Here is a 12,248-nt window from a genome sequence, read left to right as displayed (position 1 = left end):
GTCCGGGCCTCCTGGACCAGGCGCCCGGAACCGGCCGGATCCGGCTCCCGGCGCGTATCCGGCACCGGTCCGGGCCGGGAGTTCCGTACAGTCGGTCGACATACGACAAGGCCCCTGACCGGGGCGGGAAGAAGAGGCGATGAGCGGGGACAACGGTGGCCGCACCGCCGCGGCCGACGAGACGCGTACGGACCCGGCGCCGGCCGGCACGGCGGAAGCGGTGCGTCCCGGTGCGGCCGGCGACGCGGAGCGGGACGCCCCCTTGGACAGAACTGCCACCGCTGACATCACTGACACCACCGCCACCACAGGGACCACCGGGACCGCCGCCCGCCTCCAGCGGCTCTTCGAGGGGCACCGGCTGACGCCCACCCAGCGCCGGATCGCGCACTGCATGGTGCGGCGGGCCGCCGACGCGCCGTTCCTCTCCAGTGTGGAACTCGCCGAACTGGCCGGTGTCAGCCAGCCGTCCGTCACCCGCTTCGCGGTCGCCCTCGGTTTCGACGGCTACCCGGCGCTGCGCCGGCATCTGCGCGATGTCGCCCCCGCCGAGAAGCCCGGCGACACCGGCGCGTACAACGAGTACCAGCAGGCCGTCCAGGCGGAGATCGACAACCTCCGCCATCTCTCCGACGCCCTCGCCGACCCCGGTCCGGTGATCGAGGCCGGCCGGCTCTTCGCGGCCTCCCGCCCGCTGCCGGTCCTCGGGCTGCGTGCCGCCACCGCCCAGGCCGCGGGCTTCGCCTACTTCGCCCGCAAGGTCCACCCCGACGTCCGGCTCCTGGACGAGGGCGGCACCATGCTCACCGACCGCGTCGACGCCGCGGTACGCGCCGGCGCCACCGCCCTGATCTGCTTCGCGCTGCCCCGCCACCCCCGCGAGGTCGTCGACGCGCTGGAGTACGCCCGTTCCGCCGGCCTGACCGTCGTCACCGTCGCCGACAGCGCCTTCGCCCCCGTCGCCCGCCACACCGACCTGCTCCTGCCGGCGCCGGTCGGCACCGGTCTGGCCTTCGACACGGCCTGCGCCCCCATGCTCCTGGGCCGCGTCCTCCTGGAGGCCATGTGCGACGCCCTGCCGGACGCCCAGGCCCGCCTGGAGGAGTTCGACGCGAAGGCGGCGGCGCGCGGCCTGTTCGTGGAGTGAGCCGCGCGGCCGGTGCCGGCCGGGCCGCCGGCGGCCGTCACCCCAGCCCCAGCCTCCGCAGCTCGTCGGCATGGCCGCCGCCGCTCTCCGCGGTGAGTTCTTCCAGGGTCTGCGGAGTGCGGACGGTGGCGAAGCGGACGCTGCCGTCCGGGGCGGTCGCATAGCCGTAAACGCCCGGCCTGGGCAGGGAGTTGTAGGCGAAGTGGGTGGAGAAGTAGTAGGCGCCGGTGTCCAGGAGGGCGGCGTGGTCGCCGGATTCCAGGAGCGGCAGCGGGCGGTTCTCGGCGACCAGGTCGCCGGCGAAGCAGCACGGGCCCGCGATGTCCTGGGGGACCGGGGCGCCCGTCTTGGGACGGCCGGTGGCGTCGTAGGCCGCGACCCGGATGGGCCAGGACTCGGGGGCGAAGACCGTGCGGGTGGCGACCTGGGCGCCGGCGTGGGTCAGCGCGATGGGACGCCCGCCGGCCCACTTCGCGTACTCGACGCGGGCCAGGACCGTGCCGTGCTTCGCCAGCAGTGAGCGGCCGAACTCGGTGACCAGGCCGTAGCGTCCGGAGAACAGCCCGGGGACCGCCGAGCGGAGCAGTGCGGCGTATTCGCGGTAGGTCGGGGTGACGGCGTCGGACGAGAAGTTGACGGGCAGGCCGCCGCCGATGTCCAGGGTGGTGATCTGCGCCCGGTCGGCCTTCTCGTTGACCTCCTCGGCGAGCTCGTACAGCGCCCGTGCGCCCTCGGCCATCCGCTCCAGCGGCATGCCCTGGGAGCCGACGTGGCCGTGCAGCCGGGTCAGCCACGGGCGGTCGAGGAAGGCCCGGACGATCCAGTCCCGGGCGCCCGCGTCACGGAGCGGGACGCCGAACTTGGAGGTGTCGGTGGCGGTGCTCATCGCGCCGATGGCGCCGCCGCCGAGCTGCGGATTGACCCGCAGCCCGATCGGCGCGTTGGACGGGGCCGAGGCCATCATCCGGTCGATACGGGCCAGTTCCTCGTGGTTGTCGACGTTGACCGCGATGCCCACGGCGAGCGCCTCACGGAGCTCGGCGAGGGTCTTGGCCGGGGAGTCCAGGACCGTGTGCCGGGCCGGGACTCCGGCGGCCCGGGCCAGCGCCAGCTCGCCGGGGCTGGCCACCTCGCAGCCGAGCCCCTCTTGCGCGAGCAGTCTGAGCACCGGCACGAGCGAGGCGGCCTTCACCGCGAAGGCGTGCAGGACCGGGGTGCCGGGAGCGGTGAACTCCTCGAAGGCGGAGCGGAGTTCGGCGGCCGATCTGCGGATGCCGGCGATGTCGAGGAACCCGGCCACGGGCTGCCTCGGGCTGACCAGCCCCTGCGCAATGGCTGCCTGAACGGCACGGTCTCGGTCCGTGAAGGTCATGGCTCAACTCCATCATTGCGCAGGGGGGTCGCGCCATGGGCTGCGGGAGTGGGCTCGCCGCCGCACCGGCCCGCGGTGCCGAAAGGGCGCGTTACGTCGTGAGTGCGCCGCTCATGCGCGCCTTGCCCTGGCGTTCGGTCAGCCGGGAGCCGGACTCGCGGCGGGCGGCGCGGCGCAGCAGCGGGACGGCGAGCAGGAAGCCTGCGACGGCCCAGCCGGCCAGCACCAGGGCGACCGTCGGCAGCTGCCAGGAGCCGGACAGCTCCACGGCCCGCGCGGCGTCCGGCAGCAGGGCCGAGCGCACGCCCTGCGCCATCCACCGGAGCGGGAAGAACGACGCCACGTCCTGGACCACCACCGGCAGCCGGCCGATCGGGAACATCGCCCCCGAGGTGACCAGCAGCGCCATCGCGGGCAGCATGATCATCGCCAGCGCCTCGCGGGCGTTGGGCAGCACCGCGCCGATGGCCGCGCCCAGCGGCACGACGGCGAGCAGGCCGAGGGCGATGACCCATATCAGCGTCAGCCACCCGCCGGGGCTGTGCGGCAGCGGCCCGTTGACCAGCAGCGCGGCGGCGCCCAGCAGGACGGTGATGATGCCCACCGCCATGACGACGATCAGCACCGACTTGGCGACGAGATAGGCCGGTATGCCGCCGGGCGTGGCCCGCAGCCGCAGCAGGGTGCCCTCGTCGCGCTCGGTCACCAGGATCTGCGGGAGGTTGATCAGCCCCACCTGGAACAGCAGATACGCGGCGAACCCGGCGATCGTCAGATGCGCGGCGGGGATATGGGTGCCGGGCAGGTCGTCATGGATGAAGGAGGCGACCATCAGGGCGACCACCACATTGCTGAGGTAGCTGACGAACTCCTTGCGGTTGCGCAGGAGATGACGCACCTCGATACCGCCACGCCGCAGCCCCGCCCGCCATGAGCGCAGCCGCCGGCCGCGGGCGCGGGCCGGCCCCGGGGCGCCCGCCCCGTCCGTCGCACCGGTCCCGCCCCGTGCGGTCCGCTCCGGCCCCGCCGTCATGTCCGTCTCCCTCATGCTCATGCGGATCGTTCCTCCCCCGTCCCGGCGCCCACCAGGGCTGTGTCGTCAGCGGTCCCGGCGTCCGCGGCGTCCCGGGCGTCCGTGGTGCCGGCGGTGCCGGCGGTGTGCTCGTGCACCATGTGCAGATAGGTGTCCTCCAGCGTCGGCCGGCGGACCTCCAGGTCGGCGATCGGCCCGTCGGTCTCGCGGTGCAGCTCCCAGACCAGCCGGGAGGGATCCGCGGTGCGCTCGCGGCGCGGGGCGCCGTCCGGTGCCGTCCAGCGGACCTCCGCCTGGGCGGCGGCCCGCCGGGCGAGCTCGGCGGGTGTGCCGCAGATCCGGATACGGCCGTTGACCAGCATCGCTATCCGGTCGGCGAGCCGCTCGGCCTCGGCCAGGTCATGGGTGGTCAGCAGGATGGTGACGCCCTCGTCGCGGGCCAGCCGCTCGACCAGGTCGTGGAACTCGCGGCGCGCCTCGGGGTCGAAGCCGGTGGTGGGCTCGTCCAGGAAGAGGAGCTCGGGGCGGCCGATGATGCCGAGCGCGACGTCGACGCGCCTCCGCTGGCCGCCCGACAGCTGGTCGACCCGGTGCCGGGCCCGGTGGGTGAGGCCGACCAGCTCCAGCAGCTCCTCCGGGTCGCGCGGATCGGGGTAGTACGTCGCGAAGTGCTGGAGCAGCTCGGCGACCTGCCAGCGGCGGTGGTCGCGCCACGACTGGAGCACCAGGCCGATCCGGCCGCGCCAGGCGTCGTCGGCGTGCGCCGGGTCCTTACCGAGGACCCGGACCTCGCCGGCGGAGCGCTGCCGGAAGCCCTCCAGGATCTCGACGGTGGTGGTCTTCCCGGCGCCGTTGGGGCCGAGCAGGGCGAAGATCTCCCCGCGGTGGATGTCCAGGTCGACGCCCTGGAGCACCTCGGTGCTGCCGTACGACATCCGCACATCCCGTGCGGAGACGACGGATTGGCGGGATCCGGCGGCTGTGGTGGGGGTACTGGTCATGGTGCCGGTCATCGGCTCGCCTCCGCGTGCTGCTGTTCGGGTGCCGTCTGCTGTGCCGTCTGCTGCGCCGCCGCGGGGCCCGCGCCCTCGACGATGGCGCGGAGAGCGGCGACATGGCCTTCGAAGGCGGTGCGCCCGCGGGCCGTCAGCCGTACCTTGGTGCGGCGTTTGCGCCCGCCGCCCTCCTTGCGGATCTCCAGATACTCGGCCTCCTCCAGGGTGTGCAGCTGCTTGGAGAGCGCGGAGTCGCTGAGCGAGAGGCTGTCGCGGATGAACGGGAACTCGGCCCATTCCGTGGCGGCCAGCAGGGCCACCACCGACAACCGAGTGGAGGGATGGATCAGTTCGTCGAAGCCCGTGGGGGTGCTCAAAGGCCCGCCTCCTCGTGGATGGCTTGTGTGGCGTGGCCGCGCAGCGCTCGTTCACGGAGCGGGCTGACCGCCCAGCGGTTCGCCGGTCCCGTGAAGAGGACGAACGCGGCGGCTGCGGCGGTGGCCGTGATCAGGCTGGGGTAGGGCAGGGCGAAGGCGTCCGCCAGGTTGTCGGAGAGCAGGATCGTGCCGCCGGTGACGGCCATGCCCGCGATGAACGTGGCGTAGGAGCGCCAGCTGTACCGGGAGCGGTGCAGCCGCATCCGGGCGCGGCGGCTGTAGACGGCGGCCAGGCTGCCCAGGGTGCCGACATAGGCGGCGAGCGTCAGCCACAGGCACCACCCCGGGAGCTTGAGCCCCATGGTGGCGAGAAAGACCCACATGACCGCGGCCATGACGTAGGTCACCTTGGGATCACTGTGCGCGGACCGCTCGATCTCGTCGTACACCCGCTCCTGCGGCACCCGGATCCGCTGGAGATCCTGCCAGGCCCGCTCGGCGTCCACCGTGGTGGTCATGCCATCGCCTCCCCGAAGACGTTGCTGGACCGCCGGGGCGCGTCGGACCGGATCAGGCCGGACCGCCCCCGCGTTTACTTGCCTACTGGGAAAGTTAGCACCGGCTTTCCTGGCGGGCAAGTCGAAATGCGTCCACTGCGCCCTGTTGACTAGCGCTATTCAGCGAAGTCAAGATGTGAATAGCTCAATCCATTCGATGTACAGGGAGGCACGGCCCATGTCGGGACCGCGACCCGTGCGGGCACCGCGCGGTACGGAACTGAGTGCTCGGGGATGGCAGCAGGAAGCCGCGTTGCGGATGCTCCAGAACAACCTCGATCCGGAGGTGGCCGAGCATCCGGACCAACTCGTCGTCTACGGCGGCACCGGCAAGGCCGCCCGGGACTGGCGCTCGTTCGACGCGATGGTGCGCACCCTGACCACGCTCAAGCAGGACGAGACGATGCTCGTCCAGTCCGGCAAGCCGGTCGGCGTGATGCAGACGCACGAATGGGCACCGCGGGTGCTGATCGCCAACTCCAACCTCGTCGGCGACTGGGCCAACTGGGAGGAGTTCCGCCGCCTGGAGGCCCTCGGCCTGACCATGTACGGCCAGATGACGGCCGGTTCGTGGATCTACATCGGGACGCAGGGCATCCTCCAGGGCACCTACGAGACGTTCGCGGCGGTCGCGGCCAAGAAGTTCGGCGGATCGCTGGCCGGGACCATCACCCTCACCGCCGGGCTCGGCGGCATGGGCGGCGCCCAGCCGCTCGCCGTCACCATGAACGACGGCGTCGCGATCTGCATCGACTGCGACCCGCGCGCCATCGAGCGCCGCATCGAGCACCGCTACCTGGACGTGAAGGCGGACAGCCTCCAGCACGCCCTCCAACTGGCCGTCGAGGCACGCGACCAGCGCAGGCCGCTCTCCATCGGCCTGCTCGGCAACGCCGCGGAACTCCTCCCGCAGATGCTCGCAGAGGGCGCCCCGATCGACATCGTCACCGACCAGACCAGCGCCCACGACCCGCTCGCCTACCTGCCCGTCGGCATCGACTTCGCCGACATGGCCCGCTACGCGGCGGACAAGCCCGCCGACTTCACCCAGCGCGCCCGCGAGTCCATGGCCCGCCACGTCGAAGCCATGGTCGGCTTCATGGACGCCGGCGCCGAGGTCTTCGACTACGGCAACTCCATCCGCGGCGAGGCCCAACTCGCCGGATACGGGCGCGCGTTCGCGTTCCCCGGCTTCGTCCCCGCCTACATCCGGCCGCTCTTCGCCGAGGGCAAGGGGCCGTTCCGCTGGGCGGCGCTGTCCGGCGACCCGGCCGACATCGCGGCCACCGACCGCGCCATCCTCGACCTCTTCCCCGAGAACGAGTCGCTGGCCCGCTGGATCAAGCTGGCGGGGGAGCGGGTCCACTTCCAGGGCCTGCCCGCCCGCATCTGCTGGCTCGGCTACGGCGAACGCGACAAGGCCGGCGAGCGGTTCAACGAGATGGTCGCCGACGGCACCCTGAAGGCGCCGCTGGCCATCGGCCGCGACCACCTCGACTGCGGCTCCGTCGCCTCCCCCTACCGCGAGACCGAGGCCATGAAGGACGGCTCCGACGCGATCGCCGACTGGCCGCTGCTCAACGCCATGGTCAACGTCGCCTCCGGCGCCTCCTGGGTCTCGCTGCACCACGGCGGCGGCGTCGGCATGGGCCGCTCCCTCCACGCCGGCCAGGTCACGGTCGCCGACGGCACGCCGCTGGCCGGCGAGAAGATCCGCCGGGTGCTCACCAACGACCCCGGCATGGGCGTCATCCGGCACGTCGACGCGGGCTACGAGCGCGCCGAAGAGGTGGCCGCCGAGCGCGGCGTCCGCATCCCGATGCGCGAGGGCGAGGGCGCGTGACACCCCCTGTGGCGAACTCGTTCCACGAGATGTGGGAGGAGCTGCGGCCCCTCGGCCGCGACTCCTCCTCCGGGGGCTACCGGCGCTTCGCCTGGACCGGCGCGGACGGCGACTGCCGGGCGTGGTTCCGGGCGCAGGCCGAGGCCCGCGGGCTGGCCTACGAACTGGACCGCAACGGCAACCAGTGGGCCTGGCTCGGGGCGACCACCTATCGGGACGTGGCCCCCGGCGAGGCCGTCGTCACCGGTTCGCACCTGGACTCCGTACCGGACGGCGGCGCCTTCGACGGCCCGCTGGGCGTCGTCTCCTCCTTCGCCGCGCTCGACGAACTCCGGCGGCGGGGAGCGGAGTTCGGCAGGCCGCTGGCCGTCGTCAACTTCGGCGACGAGGAAGGCGCCCGCTTCGGCCTGGCCTGCGTCGGCTCCCGGCTCGCCGCCGGGGCGCTGACCCCCGAGGCCGCGCACCGGCTGCGCGACGGCGACGGCGTCACCCTCCCGCAGGCCATGGAGCGCGCCGGATACGACCCCGAGGCCATCGGCCCGGACCCGGAACGGCTCGCCGCCATCGGTGCGTTCGTCGAACTCCACGTCGAGCAGGGCCGCGCCCTGGACCTGTCCGGCGACCCGGTCGGCATCGCCTCCGCCATCTGGCCGCACGGCCGCTGGCGGTTCGACTTCCGCGGCGAGGCCAACCACGCCGGCACCACACGCCTGGAGGACCGCCGCGACCCGATGCTCTCCTACGCCGCGACCGTGCTCGCCGCCCGCGAGCAGGCCCGGCTGGCCGGCGCCCTGGCCACCTTCGGGAAGATCAGCGTCGAGCCGAACGGCGTCAACGCCATCCCCTCGCTGGTCCGCGGCTGGCTGGACGCCCGCGCCGCCGGCCAGGACAGCCTGGACACCGTGATCACCGGGATCGAGCAGGCCGCCGCCGAACGCGCCGCGCGCGACGGCGTCGAGCTGAGCGTCGTACGGGAATCCTTCACCCCGGTCGTGGAGTTCCAGCACGCCCTGCGGGACGAACTGGGCGCGATCCTCGGCAAGGAGCGGGAGCGGCCGGTCCCCGTCCTCGGCACCGGCGCCGGCCACGACGCCGGTATTTTGTCCGGAACCGTCCCCACGGCCATGCTGTTCGTCCGCAACCCCACCGGCGTCTCGCACTCGCCCGCCGAAGCGGCGACCGAGGACGACTGCGTCGCCGGGGTCACCGCACTCGCCGACGTACTGGAGGGGCTGGCGTGCCGCTGACGCCGCAGGCAACACCGATCACGTACTGGCTGGAGCACGCCTGGCTCGGCACCCACGTCGAGCCGGGCGTGGCCGTGGAGGTGGCGGACGGGCGGATCACGGCCGTCCGCACCGGGACGCCCACGCCGCCACCGGGCGCGGAGGCGCTGCGCGGGCTGACGCTCCCCGGGCTCGCCAACGCCCACAGCCATGCCTTCCACCGCGCGCTGCGCGGCACCGTCCAGGTCGGCAGCGGCACCTTCTGGACCTGGCGCGAGGTGATGTACGGCGTCGCCGACCGGCTCACCCCGGACAGTTACTACGCCCTCGCGCGTGCGACATACGCCGAGATGGCGCTCGCCGGCATCACCTGCGTCGGCGAGTTCCACTACCTCCACCACGCGCCCGGCGGCACCCGCTACGGCGACCCCAACGCGATGGGCGAGGCGCTGATCGCGGCAGCCGCCGACGCCGGCATCCGGATCACCCTCCTCGACACCGCCTATCTCTCCGCCGGCTTCGGCGACCCGCCCAACCGGCACCAGCTGCGCTTCTCCGACGGCACCGCGGACGCCTGGGCGGAGCGCGCCGACGCCCTCAAGAGCCGCGAGCACGCCCGGATCGGCGCCGCCATCCACTCCGTACGCGCCGTCCCCGCCGGGCAGTTGGGCACCGTCGCCGACTGGGCCCGGGAGCGGCGGGCACCGCTGCACGTCCACCTGTCGGAGCAGACCGCCGAGAACGACGCCTGCCGCGCGGCCCACGGCCGCACCCCCACCCAACTGCTGTCCGAGCACGGCGCGCTGGGCTCGCGCACCACGGCCGTGCACGCCACCCACCTCACCGACGAGGACATCGCCCTCCTCGGCGGCAGCACCACCGGCGTCTGCATGTGCCCCACCACCGAGCGGGACCTCGCCGACGGCATCGGCCCGGCCGTCCGGCTCCAGGCCGAGGGCAGCCCGCTCTCCCTCGGCAGCGACAGCCACGCCGTCATCGACCTGCTCGAAGAGGCCCGCGCCATGGAGCTCGACGAGCGGCTGCGCACCCGCACCCGCGGGCACTGGACGGCCGCCGCCCTGCTGCGCGCCGCGACCGCCGACGGCCATCAGGCGCTGGGCTGGGACGACGCGGGCGCCATCGAGACCGGCGCGCTCGCCGACCTCACCACGATCGCGCTGGACTCCGTACGCACTGCCGGACCGCTGCCCCGACTCGGCGCCGAGACGGCCGTATTCGCCGCCTCCGCGGCAGATGTGCGGCACACCATCGTGGGCGGCCGGCAGATCGTCCGGGACGGTGTGCACACACGCGTCCCCGACGTGCCCACCGCCCTCGCCGACTCCATCGCCGCCGTACGCGGCTGACCCCCACCCCACCCCACCCGGCCCGCGCCGCCGGCGGACGAAGGAGAGCACCCCCGCGATGACGACGACCTCCGCGCCGACCACCGCCATCACCCACATCGCCCAGCTCGTCACCAACGACCCCTCCCTCGGTGAAGGCCCCCTCGGTCTGATCCAGGACGCCGCGGTCGTCATCGACGGCGACCGCATCGCCTGGGTCGGTACGTCCAGCAAAGCACCCGCCACTGACAACGCCGTCGACGCGGCCGGCCGCGCCGGGCTCCCCGGCTTCGTCGACTCCCACTCCCACCTGGTCTTCGCCGGCGACCGCACCGCCGAGTTCAACGCCCGGATGTCCGGCCGCCCCTACTCCGCAGGCGGCATCCGCACCACCGTCGCCGCCACCCGCGCCGCCGGCGACGACGCACTGCACGCCAACGTCGCCCGCTACCTCGCCGAGGGCCTGCGCCAGGGCACCACCACCCAGGAGACCAAGTCCGGCTACGGCCTCACCGTCGAGGACGAGGCCCGTGCGCTGCGCATCGCCGCCGCGCACACCGACGAGGTCACCTTCCTCGGCGCGCACATCGTCCCGCCCGATTACGCCGACGACCCGGCCGGCTATGTCGACCTCGTCACCGGCCCCATGCTGGACGCCTGCGCCCCGCACGCCCGTTGGGTCGACGTCTTCTGCGAGCGGGGCGCCTTCGACGGCGACCAGGCGCGCGCCGTCCTCACCGCGGGCAAGGCCAAGGGCCTGGTGCCCCGGGTGCACGCCAACCAGCTCGGCCACGGCCCCGGCGTCCAGCTCGCGGTCGAGCTCGGCGCCGCCTCCGCCGACCACTGCACCCACCTCACCCACGCCGACATCGACGCCCTCGCCCAGTCCGACACCGTCGCCACCCTCCTGCCGGGCGCCGAGTTCTCCACCCGCGCCGAGTGGCCCGACGCCCGCCCGCTGCTCGACGCCGGCGCCACCGTCGCGCTCTCGACGGACTGCAACCCGGGCTCGTCCTTCACCAGTTCCATGCCGTTCTGCATCGCGCTGGCCGTCCGCGACATGGGGATGACGCCGGACGAGGCGGTCTGGTCGGCCACCGCCGGCGGCGCCCGCGCGCTGCGCCGTACCGACGTCGGCAGGATCGGCCCGGGCGCCCGCGCCGACCTCCTCCTGCTGGACGCGCCCTCGCACGTCCACCTCGCCTACCGGCCGGGCGTCCCGCTCGTCACGGACGTCTGGCACAAGGGCGTACGCCTCTGAGGGCGGCGCCGGACGCACTGAGGGCCCGTCCCGGACGAATCCGGGGCGGGCCCTCATGAGCGCGGGCGACCGCCGGCCCCGAGGGCCGGCCGCGACCGCGGGGTCACTCCTCGATCATCAGCCCCTTGCGGAGCCGTACGAGGGTGCGGGAGAGCAGCCGGGAGACATGCATCTGGGAGATGCCCAGCTCGTCGCCGATCTCGGACTGCGTCATATTGGCGACGAACCGCAGCGAGAGGATCTTCCGGTCCCGCGGCGGGAGTTCGGCGATCAGCGGCTTCAACGACTCGACGTACTCGATGCCTTCGAGGCCGTGGTCCTCGTAGCCGATGCGGTCCGCCAGCGCGCCTTCGCTGTCGTCCTCCTCGGGCTGGGCGTCCAGCGAGCTCGCGGTGTACGCGTTGCTCGCGGCCATCCCTTCGACGACCTCGTCATTGGTGATGCCGAGGCGCTCGGCGAGCTCCTTCACCGTGGGGGCGCGGTCCAGCTTCTGCGCCAGCTCGTCGCCCGCCTTGGCCAGGTCCAGGCGGAGTTCCTGCAACCGCCTCGGTACGCGCACCGACCAACTGGTGTCGCGGAAGAAGCGCTTGATCTCGCCGACGATGGTCGGCATCGCGAACGTCGGGAACTCCACGCCGCGGCCGAGTTCGAAGCGGTCGATCGCCTTGATCAGGCCGATGGTGCCGACCTGGACGATGTCCTCCATGGGTTCGCTGCGGGAGCGGAACCGGGAGGCCGCGAACTTCACCAGCGCGAGGTTGAGCTCGACCAGGGTGTTGCGGACGTACGCGTATTCGTGAGTGCCTTCTTCCAGCGATTCCATGCGCTCGAAGAGGGTTTTCGACAAGGCCCTCGCGTCCACCGGACCCACCTCGTCGAACGGCGGGATCTCGGGCAGACCGTCGATCTCGGACAATTCCGCCGGATCGGATTCGGCGGCGTGCGGCTGGGAAGGGATGTGCCCGGTCGGGTCGGACGGGGGTGTCGACGATGCGGGGCTCCGGGTGTCTTCGGTGCGCAATTCGTCGAGCCGGGGTGACATGGGTCTCCTCCATCGTTCTCGGCATATGGCTGCCGATGCCTCTACGTGA

At 73.1% G+C, this 12,248-nt stretch carries 11 protein-coding genes; 5 read left to right on the top strand and 6 right to left on the bottom strand.

What is annotated here, in order from left to right:
• Positions 1-139 precede the first annotated feature (139 nt).
• Positions 140-1,147 carry a MurR/RpiR family transcriptional regulator gene (locus tag IEZ17_RS14520; protein ID WP_229852268.1) on the top strand — a complete coding sequence of 336 codons (1,008 nt, stop codon included), beginning with the start codon at positions 140-142 and terminating at the stop codon, positions 1,145-1,147.
• A gap of 37 nt (positions 1,148-1,184) precedes the next feature.
• Here the strand turns inward: IEZ17_RS14520 and IEZ17_RS14515 are convergent, their stop codons facing one another.
• From IEZ17_RS14515 to IEZ17_RS14495, 5 genes are all read right to left on the bottom strand, one after another.
• Positions 1,185-2,519: a type III PLP-dependent enzyme domain-containing protein gene (locus IEZ17_RS14515; protein WP_189300163.1), complete on the bottom strand. Its 1,335-nt coding sequence runs from the start codon at positions 2,517-2,519 to the stop codon at positions 1,185-1,187.
• 91 nt (positions 2,520-2,610) lie between these two features.
• Positions 2,611-3,567 (bottom strand): ABC transporter permease, encoded by a 957-nt coding sequence (locus IEZ17_RS14510; RefSeq protein ID WP_373299827.1) that lies wholly within the window; start codon positions 3,565-3,567, stop codon positions 2,611-2,613.
• A 2-nt stretch (positions 3,568-3,569) separates the two neighbouring features.
• On the bottom strand, positions 3,570-4,553 hold the full coding sequence (locus IEZ17_RS14505; protein ID WP_189300162.1) for an ABC transporter ATP-binding protein: 984 nt from the start codon (positions 4,551-4,553) through the stop codon (positions 3,570-3,572).
• 8 nt (positions 4,554-4,561) lie between these two features.
• Complete coding sequence (locus IEZ17_RS14500; protein ID WP_189300160.1) at positions 4,562-4,924, bottom strand: transcriptional regulator; 363 nt, start codon at positions 4,922-4,924, stop codon at positions 4,562-4,564.
• Positions 4,921-5,442, bottom strand: coding sequence for a hypothetical protein (locus IEZ17_RS14495; RefSeq protein ID WP_189300158.1), 522 nt, complete (start codon positions 5,440-5,442; stop codon positions 4,921-4,923). The genes IEZ17_RS14500 and IEZ17_RS14495 overlap by 4 nt, the downstream gene beginning before the upstream one ends.
• Positions 5,443-5,659: 217 nt before the next feature.
• On the opposite strand from IEZ17_RS14495, the gene hutU reads away from it, so the two are divergent.
• From hutU to hutI, 4 genes are read left to right on the top strand one after another with little or no spacing between them, the layout of a single operon-like run.
• Positions 5,660-7,324 (top strand): urocanate hydratase, encoded by a 1,665-nt coding sequence (hutU, locus tag IEZ17_RS14490; protein ID WP_189300156.1) that lies wholly within the window; start codon positions 5,660-5,662, stop codon positions 7,322-7,324.
• Between the two features lie 29 nt (positions 7,325-7,353).
• Positions 7,354-8,571 (top strand): allantoate amidohydrolase, encoded by a 1,218-nt coding sequence (locus IEZ17_RS14485; RefSeq protein ID WP_229852287.1) that lies wholly within the window; start codon positions 7,354-7,356, stop codon positions 8,569-8,571.
• On the top strand, positions 8,562-9,917 hold the full coding sequence (locus IEZ17_RS14480; RefSeq protein ID WP_189300154.1) for a formimidoylglutamate deiminase: 1,356 nt from the start codon (positions 8,562-8,564) through the stop codon (positions 9,915-9,917). Before IEZ17_RS14485 ends, IEZ17_RS14480 begins: the two co-directional genes overlap by 10 nt.
• Positions 9,918-9,975: 58 nt before the next feature.
• Positions 9,976-11,157 (top strand): imidazolonepropionase, encoded by a 1,182-nt coding sequence (gene hutI / locus IEZ17_RS14475; protein ID WP_189300152.1) that lies wholly within the window; start codon positions 9,976-9,978, stop codon positions 11,155-11,157.
• 103 nt (positions 11,158-11,260) lie between these two features.
• Here the strand turns inward: hutI and IEZ17_RS14470 are convergent, their stop codons facing one another.
• On the bottom strand, positions 11,261-12,199 hold the full coding sequence (locus IEZ17_RS14470; RefSeq protein ID WP_189300151.1) for an RNA polymerase sigma factor SigF: 939 nt from the start codon (positions 12,197-12,199) through the stop codon (positions 11,261-11,263).
• Between the last annotated feature and the right edge of the window lie 49 nt (positions 12,200-12,248).

Origin of the sequence: Streptomyces albospinus (genome assembly GCF_014648695.1) — a bacterium.
In the GTDB taxonomy this organism is placed as follows: domain Bacteria; phylum Actinomycetota; class Actinomycetes; order Streptomycetales; family Streptomycetaceae; genus Streptomyces; species Streptomyces albospinus.
This window is presented reverse-complemented; position numbering and strand designations above follow the sequence as displayed.